13 protein-coding genes and 2 pseudogenes are annotated in these 17741 nt (G+C 73.0%); 6 read left to right on the plus strand and 9 right to left on the minus strand.

Features of this window, described 5'->3' with window-relative positions; all coding sequences use genetic code 11:
* Nucleotides 1–328 precede the first annotated feature (328 nt).
* Nucleotides 329–1246: a LysR family transcriptional regulator gene (locus G6R25_RS11350; RefSeq protein WP_163552949.1), complete on the plus strand. Its 918-nt coding sequence runs from the start codon at nt 329–331 to the stop codon at nt 1244–1246.
* A 698-nt stretch (nt 1247–1944) separates the two neighbouring features.
* On the opposite strand, the gene G6R25_RS11355 is transcribed toward G6R25_RS11350, so the two are convergent.
* Nucleotides 1945–2676, minus strand: a complete 732-nt coding sequence (locus G6R25_RS11355; protein ID WP_163552950.1) for a M24 family metallopeptidase — start codon at nt 2674–2676, stop codon at nt 1945–1947.
* 225 nt (nt 2677–2901) lie between these two features.
* Between G6R25_RS11355 and G6R25_RS11360 the strand changes: the two genes are divergently transcribed.
* Nucleotides 2902–5118, plus strand: coding sequence for a Stk1 family PASTA domain-containing Ser/Thr kinase (locus G6R25_RS11360; protein WP_419469343.1), 2217 nt, complete (start codon nt 2902–2904; stop codon nt 5116–5118).
* 48 nt (nt 5119–5166) lie between these two features.
* On the opposite strand, the pseudogene G6R25_RS11365 reads toward G6R25_RS11360, so the two are convergent.
* The 8 genes and pseudogenes from G6R25_RS11365 to G6R25_RS11395 form a co-directional block, all read right to left on the minus strand.
* Nucleotides 5167–7004: pseudogene (locus G6R25_RS11365) on the minus strand (MFS transporter).
* Nucleotides 7004–7435, minus strand: a complete 432-nt coding sequence (locus G6R25_RS11370; RefSeq protein WP_235948074.1) for a MarR family winged helix-turn-helix transcriptional regulator — start codon at nt 7433–7435, stop codon at nt 7004–7006. Before G6R25_RS11370 ends, G6R25_RS11365 begins: the two are co-directional and overlap by 1 nt.
* 142 nt (nt 7436–7577) lie before the next feature.
* Nucleotides 7578–8654 carry a phosphotransferase family protein gene (locus G6R25_RS11375; RefSeq protein ID WP_235948076.1) on the minus strand — a complete coding sequence of 359 codons (1077 nt, stop codon included), beginning with the start codon at nt 8652–8654 and terminating at the stop codon, nt 7578–7580.
* 170 nt (nt 8655–8824) lie between these two features.
* Nucleotides 8825–9061, minus strand: coding sequence for a hypothetical protein (locus G6R25_RS11380; protein ID WP_163552953.1), 237 nt, complete (start codon nt 9059–9061; stop codon nt 8825–8827).
* 283 nt (nt 9062–9344) lie between these two features.
* Nucleotides 9345–9677 carry a DUF2071 domain-containing protein gene (locus G6R25_RS28815; protein WP_268904126.1) on the minus strand — a complete coding sequence of 111 codons (333 nt, stop codon included), beginning with the start codon at nt 9675–9677 and terminating at the stop codon, nt 9345–9347.
* Nucleotides 9590–10153, minus strand: a pseudogene (locus G6R25_RS28820) (YqjF family protein); the annotation flags it as partial. The gene G6R25_RS28815 and the pseudogene G6R25_RS28820, both read right to left, overlap by 88 nt.
* Before the next feature lie 261 nt (nt 10154–10414).
* Complete coding sequence (locus G6R25_RS11390; RefSeq protein WP_163552954.1) at nt 10415–10585, minus strand: antitoxin; 171 nt, start codon at nt 10583–10585, stop codon at nt 10415–10417.
* A 217-nt stretch (nt 10586–10802) separates the two neighbouring features.
* Nucleotides 10803–11435 (minus strand): type 1 glutamine amidotransferase domain-containing protein, encoded by a 633-nt coding sequence (locus G6R25_RS11395; RefSeq protein WP_163552955.1) that lies wholly within the window; start codon nt 11433–11435, stop codon nt 10803–10805.
* Nucleotides 11436–11898: 463 nt separating this feature from the next.
* Between G6R25_RS11395 and G6R25_RS11400 the strand changes: the two genes are divergently transcribed.
* The 4 genes from G6R25_RS11400 to G6R25_RS29625 all read left to right on the plus strand — a co-directional run bounded on the left by G6R25_RS11400 (nt 11899) and on the right by G6R25_RS29625 (nt 17686).
* Entirely contained in the window at nt 11899–13005 is a 1107-nt protein-coding gene (locus G6R25_RS11400) for an aromatic ring-hydroxylating oxygenase subunit alpha (RefSeq protein WP_163552956.1), read from the plus strand.
* 146 nt (nt 13006–13151) lie between these two features.
* The gene (locus G6R25_RS11405; protein ID WP_163552957.1) at nt 13152–13580 is read left to right on the plus strand and encodes a hypothetical protein; all 429 of its coding nucleotides are present in this window, start codon (nt 13152–13154) and stop codon (nt 13578–13580) included.
* 572 nt (nt 13581–14152) lie between these two features.
* A complete protein-coding gene (locus G6R25_RS11410; protein WP_163552958.1) occupies nt 14153–15079 on the plus strand; it encodes a hypothetical protein in 927 nt (308 codons plus the stop codon).
* A gap of 795 nt (nt 15080–15874) precedes the next feature.
* A complete protein-coding gene (locus G6R25_RS29625) occupies nt 15875–17686 on the plus strand; it encodes a tetratricopeptide repeat protein (protein ID WP_163552959.1) in 1812 nt (603 codons plus the stop codon).
* The last annotated feature ends 55 nt before the right edge of the window (nt 17687–17741 follow it).

The raw sequence follows: 17741 nt of genomic DNA on the forward strand, positions 1-17741 counted from the left end.
ACACCAACACAACATTGATGTCACGCAAAGCGACGAAACGTTACCGGGAAAGGCTCACTGACCCGACCGCAGTCGGTGCCGTCGGTCAGGCGGCGGGGCGGGCCTCACATCGTCCGGACCGGCAACAGGGCTCGGCACGACGACAGGCGCGCCGGGCCGCGGTGGCCCGCCCGGCGCCCGCATCGACGGACGGCCGGTGCTGCCCGGAAATCTCTATAATGCCCATCGACATGATGGCCAGTCTGCCCGCGCCGGCCGGACCGGTCAATCAGGGCGCGGCGAAGGTGCGATAGGGCGGCCCTTGCACCGTCCGGGCGGGAAGAGTGCGGTGCGGATCGAACAACTTGAGTGCCTCGCCGCGGTCGTCCGGCTCGGGTCGATGCGGGCCGCAAGCGAAGCGCTGCACATGTCCCAGCCGGCGCTGAGCGAGACCATCCGCAACCTGGAACGCGAGCTCGGGCTAACCCTGCTCGACCGCCGCCGCACCGGCGCAACCATCAGCGCGACCGGCGGCGAGCTGCTGCCCTACATCACCGACGTGCTGGAGTCCGTCGACCGGCTGCGCGCCGCCGCCGACGACCAGCACCGCTCCAGCCGCATGATCCGGATCGGGACGGTAAACGCCGCCACGGTGCCGCTACTCGCCCCCGCCCTGGTCGAGTTCCGCGCCGCCCAGCCGAACACCCAGGTCGAGGTCGTCAACACCCAGCAGGCCGACATCCACCGGCTGCTGCTCGACGGCGGGCTCGACCTCGGACTGGTCAACCTGATGGACGGCGACGACGTCGCCCCCGATCTGGAAACGGTGGAGCTGTTCCGCGACCGCGCCGTGCTGTGCTGCCGGACCGACAGCCCGCTGGCCCGCCATACCAGCATCCGCCCGGCGCAGCTGCTGTCCGAGCCGTTCATCGCGATGCGCTCCGGCTACCTGATGCACCGCTACGTGCACCGGCTGTTCCGCGACTCCAACCCGGCTCTGTCCTACTCGACCGACGGCGCCGAGATGGGCAAGCTCATGGTCGCCCAGGGCCTGGGCGTGACCGTGCTGCCCGACTACAGCATCGTCGGCGACCCGCTGGAACGCGCCGGCCTGATCACCTACCGCCCGCTGGAGACCGACGACGCCACGGTCATCCTCGTCGTCCAGCGCCGCCGGACCCGCCACCTGCCGGCCGCGGTGCGCCGGTTACAGAACATCCTGCTCACCCTGGCCGCCCAGTACCGGGCCGACCGCCAGGCCGGCTGACCGATCCGGCGGCCCACGGGCCCCGCGGTACGAACCTGGGCGAGCCTGCCGGCACTCCCCGCGCCGCTGACGATCATGGTGTTCCGCGGAGCCGCGTCACGGTCATCGCGCTTGCGCCGCCGGGTGGGCACACGGTTCGGCTGCGGTTCGGCTGCTGCGGGCGCTGCGGGCTGTCGTCCTCGTGTGCTGCCGGGGCGGGACTGTCACGGTCGGCTGCTGACGTGTCTGCGCGGTTGTTTGCCGGTCCCTGAGTCGGGTCGACAATGACGTTCCGTGGAGCCGGGAGCGGGGGTGTGCGTGGGAACGGCGCCACCTGGTCGTTCCGTAGGGACAAACCGGACGCCAAACCCACCAGAGCGACCACATAGGCGCTCTCCCACACATCCACCCCGAACACCCCACCACCACCGCCACGCTCCGCGGCCCACCACCACGACCACGCGACACAGTCATGCGGACTCCGCGGAACCACCGAGTGCCGTTGCTCGCGAACTCTGGTCGACGAGCAGGCCCGGAGCCTCTGCGCGGGGCACGGCCTGCATTGCGGTGCGGTATGCGCGGTTCTGGACCGCAAAGCGTGCACATCGCACCGCAATTACACTGCCGGGCCGAGTGCGTCGTCGGCGTCGGCAGGCTGAGGTTTCGCGGCACCTGGAACCGGGGCCAGCCGCGGCCGGGGCTCAGCCCGAAGCCGAGGATCAGCCCGAAGCCGAGGATCGACCCGAAGCCGAGGACTCGCCGTGGCCGAGGTCGAGGAGCTCCTCGTGGAAGCCGCCGAAGCCGCGGCCGCGGTCGACGAGGTGGATTTCCAGGATCCAGTGGCAGGGCCGGCCGTCGCCGTCGACCCGCCGCATCGGCTGGTCGCTGCCGGGAGTGACGTAGTACTCGACCTTGTTGCCGGGGATGCGGATGTGCGGGAACTCGCCGACTAGGTGGCCTGCGAGCGGGCCGCCGTAGGCCCAGCCGGCGTCCGCGGCCAGGCGCTCGACGGCGGCGAAGAGCTCGGCGCCGGTGATGTCGGGGCGGGTCTCGAAGTAGCGGCGGCCGGCGTCGAAGATCCGCGGCAGGTCGGCGAGCAGCCGGTGCTTGACCGGGTCGTCGCCGAGGACGAAGGTGCGGCCGAAGTCGGCCTCCCAGCCGTCGAAGACGGGTCCGAAGTCGCAGAAGACGATGTCGTCGGCGCCGATCGACCGGTCCGGCGGATTCTCCGCGTAGGGGTGCAGGGTGTTCGGCCCGGCCCGGACGATCCGCTTGTGCCAGTGCCGTTCGACGCCGAACATCTCGTGGGCGAGGTCGCGGATCTGGTCGCTGACCTCGCGTTCCCCGCGGTCGGGGGCGATCAGGCCCCGGGCACCGACCTCGTCGAACAGTTCCGCCGCGCAGCGTTGCGCGTCGAGCAGGCTGGCCACTCTCTCACCTTCGAGATGCACGATGGCTCATGGTATGGCCCGCCGCCGCCCCGGTGGGCACAGGACCACAGACCAGACAGTTGGTGTCGAGCCCGGCTTCCGGTCCCGTGTCCCGGCTTCCGGTCCCGTGTCGGGAAACGGACAGTCGTCGGCTCGCCGGATCGGCGCAACGTGGTGACGCGCTCGCACGTCAGTCTGTCTGGGGCGGCCCGCCGTCCAACAGACACTGGGCCGACCGGAGGCGTTGTGGACTCGTACGCAAGCGCGGTGGGGCAGGCGTCCGATCAGGACGATGCGCGCCCCGCGGAAGGGAGCGCCGAGACCGGCGCCGTCGGCGCACCGGCTGCGACAGGCACGACAGGCAGTGGCGGCCTGCCGGATCTGCCGGATCTGCCGGGTAGCCCGTTGAGGCCGTCCGATCTGCGCGAGCTGGGCGGGTACGAGTTGCTGTCCCGGCTGGGCGAGGGCGGGATGGGCACTGTCTACCTGGGCAGAGTCCAGGCGACGGGCCGGCTGGTCGCGGTGAAGGTGGTCCGCCCGGAACTCGCCGACGATCCCGAGTACCGGGCCCGGTTCCGACGGGAGGCGCAGGTCGCCCGCAGGGTCGCCCGGTTCTGCACCGCCGAGGTCCTGGACGTCGCCGACCCACCGAACGCAGCGCCCTACCTGGTCACCGAGTTCATCGCCGGGCCGACGCTGGCGGACGCGGTGGCCACGCACGGCCCGCTCGGGTCAGCCGACGTGGAACGGGTCGCGGTGAGCGTCGCGGCGGCCCTGACCGCGATCCACGGCGCCGGCCTGGTGCACCGCGATCTCAAGCCGTCGAACGTGCTGCTCTCGCCGCTCGGTCCACGGGTGATCGACTTCGGGATCGCCTGGGCGGTGGACAGCTCCACCATCACCAAGGACAGGGTCGTCGGCACGCCGACGTTCATGGCGCCGGAGCAGGCCAGGGGCGCGCCGGTGTCCACCGCGGCCGACGTGTTCGCCTGGGGCGGCCTCACCGTCTTCGCGAGCACCGGCAGGCCGCCGTTCGGCACCGGCTCGGTGCCGGCGCTGCTGTACCGCATCGTCACCACGGACGTCGTGTTGGACGGGCTGGACCCGGGACTCGCCGCGATCGTCCGGGACGCGATGTGTCGCGACCCCGCCGAGCGGCCGACCGCGGAGGAGATCTTCGGCCGGATGACCAGGCTCGGCGTGCGGCTCGACTCCACGCCCGAGTCGCCGGCGGCACCGGCCGCACCGGCCGGCCGTCGCCGCAGGCGCCGGAACGCGGCGGTCACGATCATCGCGCTGAGCCTCCTGCTCGTGATCGGTGCGGTGGCGCTCGCCCTGCGCAGCGCGCCCGGCGACCGCGCGACCGGCACCGGCGCATCGGAGAACCTCACCGTTCCCGCCGACCTGATCGGTCTGACCGCCGACGACGCGGAGGCGAGACTGCGCGCCGTCGGTTTCGCCCACGTAGAGCGGGTGCCGAAGCCGGACGCCGACGCCGCGCTGGGCCGCGTCATCGACGTCAACCCGGCCAGCGGCAGCGACATCCGCCGCTCGACGAAGGTCGTGCTGACCGTGTCGGCCAGCGACGACGACGTCGTGATCCCGAACGTGGTCGGGAGGACCGAGGCAAACGCACGCGCCGCACTCGAACGCCTCGGCCTCGCCGTGGTCGTCCACGCGGATACCGCCACCGCGCGTCCCGGTCAGGTCACCACCGTGGACCCGACGGCTGGGACGACCGTGGCGCCCGGCTCGACGGTCACCATCACCGTCGCCTCCGGCGGCACCACCGGTGGGACGACGGCCGCGACCGTACCGGACGTCGTCGGGCAGCCGGCTGACCGGGCACGGGAGATCCTGGCCGGCGCAGGGTTCACCAACGTGTCGCTGACCGACCTCCTCGACGACCGAGCGGCCAGGGACACCGTGCTGCGCTCGGAACCGGCCGCCGGGACGGCGGCGGACCCGAGCACACGCGTCGTCCTCACGGTGTCGAGCGGTCCGGGGCACACCACCGTCGCCGACGTCGTCGGCCGCAGTGAGACGGACGCGCGGTCGGCCCTGAGCTCCGCCGGCCTGGAGGTGACGGTCCGCGTGCAGGACGGCCCGTCGTCGGTCGAGCCCGGCCTGGTCGAGAAGGTCGAGCCGGCGGCCGGCACCCAGCTGCCCCCGCGGACGACTGTGACGATCACCGTCGTCAGCGCCCAGGTCAGCGTGCCGGACGTGGTGGGCCGGGCGCGTGCCAAGGCGGAGGCCACGCTGCGCGGCTACGGTCTCGACGTCGTCGTGCAGCGCCAGACCAGCGAGCGACCGGCGGGCACGGTCCTCGCGCAGGCGCCCGAGGCGGGCACGGTCCGCCGTGGCACGACCGTGACGCTCACCGTGGCACGCTCAGTGACCGGCAGCAGCAGCGCGGCGCCGCCGGACTCGCCGCCGCCGCAGACACCGCCGCCCGCGTCCTGACGGGCAACTGGGGCCGTCCTACAGTCGACGCGGACGTCGACCCGGACGCTACGCGAGATCGTCGCGCTGCACGGCGGCCTCGACGCTGCCGCCGCCCACGTCCGTCAGCTCGCCACCGACCGCCGCCATCTGCGCGACGTCTACTGATCCGCCGGCCGGGCGGATCGGACGGGCCGGACGGGCCGGGGCGGCGCCGCGGAGCACCGATGCCAGCCCGGCGAGGACACCGAGGCCGGCGGCCACCGCGAAGACGATGACGAGCCCGTGGTGGAAAGGACCGGCGAGCAGCTCGGGGAAGAACTCGCGGCCGGTCAGCGTCGCCCGGTTCGCGGGCGGCACGGCGGCCAGGTCGCCGCCGGCGGAGAGCAGATGCTCGACCGGGTTCACGCCGAGGACGGTGGCGAACAGCGACGACACCGGCGGCAGCGCGGCGACGTCGTGGGCGGCCCCCGCCGGCACGCTCTGCCCGCGCAGCCCGCCGTCCAGCGCCGCCGGCAGGGTGGCCGCCAGGCCGGCGATCATCAGGGAGAAGAACACGCCGCCGTCCCGGAGTTCTGGAACGTCGCACGCATCCCGGAGGCGGCGCCGCGCTGCTCCGCCGGCACGCTGCCCATGATCGCCGAGGAGTTGGGGGCGGCGAACATCCCGCCGCCGATCCCGTTCAACGCGATGAGCAGGGCGAACGCCCAGTAGGAAAAGTCGACGGGCAGCAGCATCAGGCCGACGAAGCTGCCGGCGAACACGGCCATCCCGGCGCTGGCGAGACCACGGGCACCGAACCGGTCGGACAGGATGCCGGCCACCGGCCCGGCAACCAGGATGCCGACGGTCAGCGGCACCAGGTAGATCCCGGCCCACAGGGGCGTGTCCTCGTAGTCGTAGCCGTGCAGCGGCAGCCAGATCCCCTGCAACCAGATGATCAACATGAACTGCAGGCCACCGCGCGCGATGGACACGGCGAGCCCGGCGATGTTGCCGGCGGCAAACGCCCTGATCCGGAACAGGCCGAGCGCGAACATCGGCTCGGGGTGGCGGCGCTCGACGGCGACGAAGGCGACGAGCAGCGCCACGCCCCCGACGAGCAGGCCGACGACCGTGGGATTCGTCCAGCCCATCGCGTGCCCGCGGTAGGGCTGCAGGCCCTCGGTGACGGCGATGAGCACGGCGGCGAGACCGACCGCGAAGGTGATGTTGCCCCACCAGTCGATGCGCCGGGGACCGCCGCGCGGGGCGGCGGTCTCACGCAGCCGCCGGTATGCCCACACCGTCCCGAACACCCCGACGGGCACGTTCACCCAGAACACCGCCCGCCAGTCCAACACCGCGAGCACGCCGCCGGCGACGAGGCCGACGAACTGGCCGGCGAGCGAGGCGACCTGGTTGATCCCGAGCGCGAAGCCCCGCTGGTCGGCGGGGAAGGCGTCGGTAAGGATCGCGGCGGAGTTCGCGGTCAGCATCGACCCGCCGACCGCCTGCAGCACCCGCCAGCCGATCAGCCACAGCGCCCCGCGGCCGGCGTCGAACGGGTCGAACGACAGCAGGACGGAGGCGAGCATGAACACCGCGAACCCGGCGTTGTAGATCCGGACCCGGCCGAACATGTCGCCGAGCCGGCCGAAGGCGACGACGAGCACCGCCTGGACGAGCCGGTACCCCATGATCATCCATAACAGGTAACCGACGTTGTCCGGGGCCAACGGGTCCAGGTGGATCCCGCGGAAGATCGGCGGCAGCGCGATGAGGACGATCGACCCGTCGAGCGCGGACATGAACACCGCCACGGTCGTGTTCGCCAGCACCACCCACCGGTAGTTGCCCTCCGCGCCCGTGCCCGCACCTGCACCCGTCGGTGCCCCGACGGACGTCCCCGCGCCGAACGCCGGCATCAGACCCGCTCCGCGAGGCGTTCGAGCAGCGGCGCGGCCGCGGCGAGCTGGTCCAGCTCGGCCCGGGTGAACCCGGCCGACAGGGCTTCGGCGAGCAGCTCGGTGCGCGCGTCGCGCCGGCTGCGCAGCGCGGCGAGCCCCGGCTCGGTCGGCGAGAGGATCACCTGCCGGCCGTCGGCCGGATCGCGCCGACGCTCGACGAGCCCGCGGGCCTCCAACGCGCCGAGCGTGGCGCCCATCGCCTGCGGGCTGATCTGTTCCAGCCGGGCGAGCGCCGCGGCCGTGGCCGGACCGCCGCGGTCGAGTCGGGCGAGCGCCGCCGATTCGGGCATCGTCAGCTCCCCGCCGAGGTGAGCCTGGCGCAGCCGGCGCACCAGCAATCCGACGCTAAGCCGCAGTGCGACAGCGATCTGGCGGGCATCAGGTTCCAAGGACGAGGACATTTCATCAGGCTAGGTTGATAAGCCTGGCCTGACAAGTTTCGGTCAGCGGGTCTCGAAATGGTCGGCGCCCGCGGCGACGCCGCGGCGGGTCTCGTCGAGCACGCGGGCGAGCAGCTCGGCGGCGAACCGGTCAATCGGCGGCACCCGGTCGGGTGGCAGCAGGCCATGCTCGCGGATCAACCGGGTGACCCGGGCGGCAAGCAGGGTGTGCCGCAGCGAGGCGAGCAGGAGGTAGTGGTCCAGGTCGGCCATCGGCCGGCCGAGGAGCTCGGCGTAGCGGGCCGCCGTCGCCGCGCGGTCCAGGCAGGCCGGGCAGGCGCGCCAACCCGACGCCCTCGCTGAGGTGGCGGTCGAGGTGCAGGAACCAGCCGAGGTCGGTCTCCGGCTGACCCAGCGACACCATCTCCCAGTCGAGCACGGCCGCGACCCGCTCCCCCCGGAAGATCATGTTGCCGAGCCGGGCATCCCCCCACACCAGCCGGACGGGGTGGCGTTCGGCCGGCGGATGGTCGTGCAGCCAGGCCAGCGCGTCGCCGACCACATCCCGGGCGCCGTCGTCGACGGCGAAGAACTCCAGGTGACGCTCGTAGACGGCGAGTTGCTGGGCCGCCCCGACCGGCCCGTACTTGGGCTGCCCCGCGAAGCCGAGCCCGAGCCGCCGCGGGTCGAGCCGGTGGATCCCGGCCATCGCGACCAGCGCCGCGTCCCAGACCCGGGCCCGCGCGGCCGGCGCCATCTCGAGCATGAAGCCCTGCATGTGGTAGGGCGGGATGTCGCCGGGCACGTCGCCGTCGACCCGACCGAGCACGACGAACGGCGCGCCGAGCACCGCCGGGTCAAGCTCGTGGCCGTACACCGGCGGCACCGGGACGTCGGTGTCGCGGGCCAGGATCTCGGCGACGCGGCACTGCTCAGCGAACCGGTCCCACGGGTAAAGCTGGAAGCGCCGCGGTGCCAGCCGTACGACCAGCGGACACTCGACCCGCCGCCCGCCCGCCCCGGTCCGGGACGCCGGCAGAAACACCAGCTCCCCGGAGAGCCCCTGCCCCGGCGGGGCGGTCGGCTCACCGACCTCCCACCCCACACCCGCCCGTCCCCGATCCACCGGCGGCGTCGTCACCGGCGGCGTCGGGATGCGCGCGGAGCCAGGCGGCGAGCCGAGACCGCAGCCGATCCGGATCATCCTGGAACGGGACGGCCACGACACACACCTCCTCACGCCAGGCCGGACGGCATGGCGGCCGACCCTCGCCTCAGGCCAGACCCGAGGACTGCGACATACACGAGCCGAACAGGTCGAACGCGAGCTTTATTGGGTCAGCCTCCTGCCGACCCCCGCGCCGCGCAAGTACCACCGGGACCACCGGGGTGAAAGAGTCAGGATGAGGGCGGCGCGGCGACGGCGCGGCGCAGCAGGCGGGGAACGGTGAGCCGGTGCAGCGGCAGTGCCGCGGCCCACAGCGGGTGGGCCGCCCGCCGAGTGAAGGTCACGCTGGTGGTGAGGGTGATCGCCGCCGGCCGCACGCGCAGGAGCAGCTCGGCGGACAGCAGCGGCGAGTCCGCGGCCAGGCGAACCGCCTCCGGGTCGCTCGCGGCGATCGGCCAGCCGAGCACGTGCCGCGGCGACGACGCCGGCCCGCAGGAACCACCGCACCGGCGCCGGCGCCCCCTCGAGGACCGCCCGGACCCATCCCTCGGCGTCCCGGGCGCCGGCACCCGCGGCCGCCGGGCTCGTCGCCGCCTCGAAGATCTCCCGGTAGTCCGCACCGGCGCCATCCACGTCCACGCTGCCCGCCCCCGCTCGCCACCCATCCCCTACGCGCAGCCGACGACCGACCGGGAGCGGCATCACCATTGTGACTCCGCTGACGTGTGACTCCGCTGACGGCTGAAGCCGTCAGCTTCTCAGGCCGCCTGAGCATGGTCGCTGCGGTCCGATACGGACGTTGACGCCCGGGGAGTAGTGCACGAGCGGGGCGCCGGTCGGCTGCGGTAACCCGGCCGCGGTGAGCAGGTGATCGTCGACGTCGAGCAGGTCAGCGCGGTGCAGCGGCCACGGCTGGTGCCAGACCTCGGCGCCCGGTGGCGGCCGCGGGCGGAGCTGAACATGCGCCAGCGGGCGGTCAGGGAGTGCTCGCGGGGGCCGAGTTCGGCGGCGGTCAGCGGCGCGCCGACGCGCACCCGCAGCCGGCTCTCGGCCGCCGCCGGCCGCGGGGCCCGCCGCCGGCACCGGTAGTCGATCTCGTCCCCGGACCGGATCAGGGACATCGACGCCCAGAAGTACGGCAGCGCGAACCGCGCGCGGGCGACGACGACGACGCCGAGCCGCGAGGCGTCCAGCGACAGGAACCACACCCCAGGCCGGCCCTCGGCGTCGACGACATATGTCCGCACATTCGTCTCGCAGAACGTCGTCACCGGCCGGAACTCCCGGCCGCCCGCGGTCGCCACGTGCATCCGGAACGGCACCAGCCCCACCCAGGCGGCGCCGTCGAGAACCTCGACTCGCAGGTGCGCGGGCACCAGCCGGGACACCACCGCCGGGTCGAACGCCCAGTGCACGAACGTGAGCTCCGCCCAGCGCTGCGTCATCGTGGGCCGTTCGATCGTGAACGGGCAGGACCCGCTCACCACACCGCCCGGCGCGCCACCCGACCTGTCCGCCGGACCGTACACCCCGTCATCGTCCCCGAGCGCTCCGTCCATGCCGAGGATGGTGCCAGAGGCCGAGTCCGTTCCCACGGTGGCGCGGACGCGGACACGGGCTCGCCGGCCGTCGAGGCGCACCGCCGGCCGATGCGCGCGCCGCAGTCGACCCGGCCGCCGAAGAAGACCTCCGTGCGCACGAGTTGGTCGCCGCGCACCGTGCTGAACTCCGTGTTGCGGTACCGCTCGCCGGTGCGCAGCTCGTTTGAACGTGTACTCCGGGGCGAGCAGCCGGGCGGCCCGTTCGCGGTTCTGGGCCTGCTAGGTGCGGTCCTGGATTTCGCGGACGGCGCGGTCGATGTGCTCGGTGTGCTTGTGGTCGGTGCGGTCGTCGACCACGTCGCCGAGCTTGGCGACAGCGGCGTCGATCTTGGCGTCGTGCTCCTCCGCCAGGTCGCCGAGCTTGCCGAGCGCGCCCTTGAAGTCGACCATCGATGGCTTCCCTCCGTCGGATGCCGGGCCCGGCGCCGCGGGCGGGACGCGGCTGCGTCGTCACCCTCGCGGCACCCGGTCGTCGGCACGAACCTGCCGCCGCTCATCCTTCCAGATGGCGGCCTGCGCCTTTTCCGTCAGGTCCGGCCAGGCGCCGTCATCGACGCCCGGCTGAAGCAGATCCGCCGCCAGGCGCAGCGCGTCGACGGTCGAGGTGTCAGCGCAGCTTGTCGGCGTCGAGGCGGGCGGCCTCGACGCCGTTCAGGCCCGCCCCCGCCGGCCGGGACCGGTCACCCGCGGGGCGGAAGTGATCCACGATTGCCGCGCAGAACGCCTTCAGATCGTCCGGGCGCCGGCTGCTGATCAGCGTGTTGGGGCCGGCGGTGTCGACGACGGCCTCCTCGTCGACCCAGGTGGCGCCGGCGTTGACCAGGTCGGTGCGCACGCTCGGCCAGCTGGTGATCCGCCGGCCGCGCACGACCTCGGCGTCGATGAGCGTCCAGGGGCCGTGGCAGACGACCGCGACCGGCCGGCCGGCGTCGAAGAACGCCCGGGTGAACCGGACAGCGTCGCGCTGCGAGCGCAGGAAGTCGGGGTTCGCGACGCCGCCGGGCAGGACCAGGGCGTCGAAGGCGGCCGGATCCGACTGCCCGACCGTCTCGTCGACGTCGAACTGATCGGCGCGGTCGAGGTGGCGGAACGCCTGGATCTTACCGGGGGCGGTCGAGACGAGGACCGATTCGCCGCCGGCCTCCTGCACCGCCTGCCAGGGCGCGGTGAGCTCGACCTGCTCGACGCCCTCCGGCGCGACCAGGAATGCGATTCGGGTACCCACGAGCTCGTTCGTCATCGGCGTGTTCCTCTCTGGTCCGTGCCGGTGTCTGGTCCGTGCCGGGCCCGTCCTGGCCGTCCTCGGCGGGTCCGGTTCGTCTCCGTCGGCCTCGGCGGCACTCCTCTCGGCTGCCATGCCCGGCCTCGGGCCGGTTACGCCGGTCCGACGCCCGCGCCACCGAATCGCTACACAACGTCGCACGGTGAGGGACGCATCGCGATGTCGAGGTCGCCGGACAGCGGCCACCTCCTACGCAATGCGACGCTGCCACTCCTGTCAGAATAAAGACTCATACCGGAGCATCGACCATTCAAGGCCGACACATACGATTTCCTCCGACCGGGACACACGATCTTGGACCGCCACGACGACGGTTCACCGGAACGTGTCCGCCGCACCGAGGAGGCATCCGATAGACCGCAACGAGCTCATCGACCTGACTCGACGGGCGCTCAAAATCGCAACAGACAAAACAACGGACATGACGCCTGTGGAGCGGCGTCATCCGGCGGCGATGTTCACGGACCAGGAACGCTTCGAACGGGAGCGGGAACTCGTCCTGCGTTCGCCTCAGCTCGTCGGCTACCGATCCGAGCTGCCGACCCCGGGCACCTTCTGCACGAAGACCGTCATGGACATTCCCGTGCTACTGACCCGCGGATCCGACGGTATTGTCCGGGCCTTCCAGAACGTGTGCACGCATCGGCAGGCGCCCGTTGCAAAGGGCTGCGGCGCCGCCGAGCATTTCGTGTGCCCATTCCACTCGTGGACCTTTGACAACCGCGGCAGCTTCGTCGGCGGCCCCGGTCGGGAAGGCTTTCCCGCCACGATCGCGGCCGGCGCCAACCTCACCGAGCTGCCCGCCGCCGAGCATTCCGGTTTCCTCTGGGTGGATCTGCGGCCCGACGCCGGCCCTCTGGACATCGACGCTCATCTCGGCGATCTTGGCCCGGAGCTCGAGTCGTGGGACATCGGGAACTGGGCGCCGGTCGGCGAGAAGGTGCTCGACGTCCCGGTCAACTGGAAACTCGCGCTGGACACGTTCGCGGAGAACTATCATTTCGCGACCGTGCACCGGGACACCTTCGCCGTGTTCACCCGGAGCAACTGCGCGCTGTTCGACTCCTACGGCCCGCACCACCGGCTGGTGTTCCCGATGAAGCACATCGGCGATATCGCCAACCAGCCGGAGGAGAGCTGGGAGCCGCTGAACAACTTCGTGATTATCTACGCGCTGTTCCCGAACATCGTACTGTCGGCCACCGTGGCCAACGGCGAGGTCTTCCGCGTCTACCCGGGTAGCGGCCCGGGCCATTCGGTGACCTATCATCAGAACGCCTCCCCGATGGATTTCTCCGACGAGTCGATCCGCAAGGCGGCCGACGACGTCTTCGAGTACGCCCACGCGAGCGTCCGCGACGAGGACTACCCCCTCGCCGCCGACATCCAGCGGGCGATGAACTCGGGCGTACGCGCCGAAATGATCTTCGGTCGCAACGAGCCCGGCCTACACCACCGGCACTCGGTTCTCGACGAGGCCCTCGGCGAGTCAACCGGCGCGGCAACCGGCGAGCCGCTCGGCGTCTGACCCGCCCGCGCGGGCGGGTCCCCCATCCCGCCCGCGCCCCGCCGGCGCTGCGCCGTCCACGCCCTACCGGCCCGCCCCGCTGGTCGACGCCCGCGTCCTGTGGCACCGGTAGGCGGCGGCCGGCCGGGCCGGAGGACGCTGGGGTCGTGCACAGCGATCTCTACACGACGGTGGCGCAGGTGTTACCCGTGCTGCTGTTGGCGCTGATGTGGGATTCCGCCTACCTGGAGCGGCTGCGGGGGCAGCAACGCCCATCGCGCCGGCTCGTCCCGGACAGCGGCTTCCGCTGGGCCAAGCCGCGGGTCCGGGCGTACACGCTGTCGATCGCCATCCTGATCATGGCGGACGTCCTGCTCGTCGTGCTGGTGCTGGCCGGGGCGGTGCCCGACTCGGCGGCGGTCCGGGCACTGGTCGTGGCCGGGCTCGTGGTCGCGCTGGCCAGCCTGACGTTCCGGATCTGGTTCGACGTCGTCGAGGCCACCCGCGCCGATCCCCCGGCTCCCGATCCGGCTCCCGATCCCGGTCCTGGTCCCGCTCCCGGTCCGGACTCGAACCCAGGTCCGCCGCCGCCCTGACGGCCGGCGCCCGAACCATCCGCTCCCGCACCGTCCATGGCCCAACGTCCACGATCGGGTACTGTTCGGCGCACCGGTGGCCGGCCCTGCACTGTGCGACGGTCGCCTGTCGGACGCAGCAGCGGGGGTGCGCATGCGGCTGAACCAGCTCGTCGTGGTCGTTCCGGGGATCGCGGGCAGCCGATTGGACGCTGAAGGCGGTCCGGCCTGGGAACTGCGGCTCGGGTCGGTGATGACCGCAGCGCGCCATCCGGAGCGGCTGAGCCTGCAGGAGCATCCGGACCTGCGCCCGGCCGGGCCGACCCCGGCGGGCATCCTGCCCTGGCTCGGCCGAGTGCACAGCCTCGGCTCTCTGACAGCGAATCTGACGGGGCGGTTCACCGACGTCATCGTCGACGTCTGCGACTACCGGCGGGCCCGCAACCTGCGGGCAGACGTCGTGGTGTTCTCCTACGACTTCCGCCGCTCCGTCGCGCACGCCGCCGCCCGTCTCGCCGCCGAGGTCGAGGCCCGAATCGGCCATCTGGCCGCCGAACGCCGCCGCGACCGGGTGATCGTCGTGGCGGCGTTCGATGGGCGGGCTGGTGGCCCGCTACTGGCTCGGCCCGCTCGGCGGCTGGCGAGTGTGCCGGGCCCTGATCACCCTGGGCACCCCGCACCGCGGCGCGCCGAAAGCGCTGGACTGGCTGGTCAACGGCCCGCGAATGGGCCCGCTGCCGGTCCCCCATGCCAAGCAGGCGCGGGCGGTGCTCGCCGGCTGGCCGTCGATGTTCGAGCTGCTGCCCCGCTACCCGGCGGTCTGGCGGGCCGACCTGAAGCGGGCGGTGTATCCGCACGAGCTGCCGCTGCCGGACCTCGCCGGCCCCGCCCGCGCCGCCTACGACCTGCACCTCGACATCGAACGGGCCTGGGCTGAGATCCCGGCGGATCTGGTGCCGGAAGTGGTCCCCGTGTTCACCCGCGGCCACGGCACCCCCGCCCGCGCGGAGCTGGACGGCACAGCGGTGGCCGTCAAGGGGCGTGACGCCGAATGGCTGCCGAACGTCGGCTGGACCGGCGACGGCACCGTCCCGGCGATCAGCGCCATCCCGATCGAGCTCGACCGCCGACGCGGCGCCTGGCAACCGGACACCCGCCGGCACCTGGCGCTGCCGTCCAGCGGGGTGGTGGCCGTGACACTGGCGGAGTTCACCGGGGCCTCACTGGGCGCCGTGCGCGGGGACACCTCGGACCGGCGCGGGGACACCCCAGGCCGACCGTGGCTCGGCCTCGACGTCGACGAGCTGCTGCCCGCCGGCGAACCGGTGCCGGTGCGAGCCGTACTGCACGGATCCCCGCCCGAGCCACCGTCCGAGTCGCCGCCCACGTTATCGGCGCGGCTGCGCGCCGAGGGCGGGCCGCCGGGCGAGGCCGTGCCGATGGTGCGCGACGGCGACGGGTGGTCGGTGACGCTGCCGGCGGTCGACCCGGGGATGTACAAGCTGGCGTGCCGCTGGTAGACCGGCTGTCCTGCCGCGACACGGTCGGGGTGGTGGCCGGATGAGCGGCTGGCCGCGCTGGGCACGAGCGGATGCCCCCGGCTCCCTCGCCCAGTACGTGCTGCCCGACCTCGTCGCCCGGCTCACCCCCGGCTCCCTCCCTGGCCGCTCCGCCGAACCGGCGATGAGCCGGCTGCGCCGGATCTACGACGCCCTCGCCGCCGCCGGGATCGACTACGTCGACGAGCCGGTGACGTCCGAGCCGGGCCTGCAGGCCCTGCGCCCGCCCGAGCAGGTGCTGGTCCGCCCCGGCGGAGGCACCTGCCTGGACGTGGCCGTCGTCGCCGCCGGTGCCGCCCTGCACGCCGGGCTGCATCCCCTGGTCGTCGTCCTGGACCCCGAGTCCGGCACCGGTCCGGGCCACGCGGTGCTGGTGGTCTGGCTGGACGGTGACTGGGCCGGCCGCCCCGACCGGGACTACCCGCTCGCCACGGTGGTGTTCGACCACCCGCCCGCCGACATCCTCGCCGACCTCTGCTTCACGGCCGGCGCGTCGGGCGCGTTCGCCGCGGTGGACGTCGCCGCCGTCGCCCGCCACCGGGTGCACGGATCAGCTCCCGCCGGCGAACCGATCCCCACCTTCGACGAGGCCCTCGCGGCCGGCGCCACGATGCTCACCTCGGGCGCCGCAGCCACCGGCAGTGCGGCGACGTTCACCGGCGGCACGGTGGGCGGCCGTGCCGCCGGTCGGTCGGGATCGACGTCGGCGTCGGCTACCGGGCCACCGACGCCTTGGCCACCGTGGCCCTGCCCGCGGTGGATCCGCTCTCGCCGCCCTACCTCGACGCCGACGCGGACGACGGGCCGCTGGCCGCCGTCCGCGCCCGCAACGGCGTGGTGCCGTTCCAGTCCCGCGACGAGCTCGACGCCCTGCTCGACTGGTGCACCACCACGGTCAGCCGCCCCGACCCGTCAGCCCGCGCGGACCGCGCCGGCCGAGCGGATCGGGCCGATCGGGCGGATCGGGTGAAGGTCAGGATCGTCACCGGTCCGGGTGGGGCCGGCAAGACCCATCTGCTCGCCGAGCTGACCGCGCAGCTGGCCGCCGACGGCTGGTACACCGGCTTCCTGCGCGACGAACTGCCGCAGGCCAGCCTCGACTGGCTGGGTACGGTCGTCGCCCCGGTGGCCATCGCCGTCGACTACGCCGAGGCGGCGCGAGAGGCCGACATCCTGCGCTTGGCGCGGGCGGTCCGCGACAAGCCCGGCGGGCCCGCGCGGCTGCTGTTGGGCGCGCGGGCCCTGTCCGCCTGGTGGTCCGAGGATGTCCGACCGGCCCTGCGCGACGACGGCCTGCCCGCGCCGGCCAATCCTGCCGTCGAGCTGCCGGTGCGCCACCCGAGCCCCGCCCGGGTGTTCCGCCGAGCCCAGACCGCCTTCGCCACGGCAGCGCGGCGGACGAACCCGTCGACTCCCCTGCCACCGCCGCCCACCCACGGCTCGTGGACGACGCTGGACCTGGTCATGCTGGCCTGGCTCGACGTCCACGCCGATGGCGGCCTGCCGACCAGCCGCCCCGCCCTCTACGACGAGATCCTCACCCACGAGCTCGGCTACTGGACGCGGGCGTTCCGCCGCCGGTTCGGCGAGCGGGTCCCGGCCACGTCGGTGCTGCGTGCCGCCGGCGCCAGCGTCACCCTGCTCGCCCCCACCGCGGCCCGGCTCGGCGCCGCCCTGGAGCAGGTCGCCGCCCTAGACCAGGCCGGCCAGCAGCGCAGCGAGATCCACAAGATCATCGGCCGGATGCTGCCCGTCGACCCGGCGGACGGCTCGCTGGCGATCCGCCCGGACCCGGTCGGCGACCACCTCGCCGTCTCCGTGTTCCGGGCTGACCAGGCCGCGCTCGTCCGGCACCTGACCCACGCCGACGAGCAGGAGCGGCTGCGCGCCTGCGTCACCCTCAGCCGGGCGGCGGACGACACCACGCCAGACGCTGTCCAGGACCTCGCCGACGCCGCCGTGGCCCAGGTCGACGGCCTCTGGCGTCCGGCGCTGACGGTCGCCACCGCGCAGGGCGGCCCGTTCCTGCCCGCCCTCGTCCGCCTCGCCCAGAGCCCTGCCACCCCGCTACCCCTGGCCGACCTGGCTCGAGACCTCCCCTTAGGCCACGCGACATTGCGACCGCTCGCCCTCGCCGCCGCGCTGCATGTGAACAACGAGGGCGCTGGCGCGACGACCGCCGACGAGCAGTCGGCCGCAGCCCGCGCGCAGGCCCTCGGCATCTACGCCATCCGCCTGGCAGACGCCGGGCGACGGCTCGAAGCACTACATACCGCTCAGAAAGCCGCAGACCTCTACCGGCAGCTCGCCGACGCCAACCCCGCCGCATTCCTCCCCAACCTGGCCGGATCACTGAACACCCTGGCCGCCTTCCTGTCGAACGCCGGGCAACGACCCGAAGCACTACACACTGCCCAAGAATCCGCAAACCTTCGCCGGCAGCTCGCCGACGCCAACCCCGCCGCGTTCCTCCCCGACCTGGCCATATCGCTGAACAACCTGGCCATATTCCTGGCAGACGCCGGGCAAAGACCCGAAGCACTACACACCGCCCAAGAATCCGCGTAACTGGTCAGGTATTTGTTTGATCTTGGGTTAGCTGGTTGCGGGCATCCAGGCGCGG

The sequence above is a fragment of the Candidatus Frankia alpina genome, assembly GCF_902806485.1.
GTDB lineage: Bacteria > Actinomycetota > Actinomycetes > Frankiales > Frankiaceae > Frankia > Frankia alpina.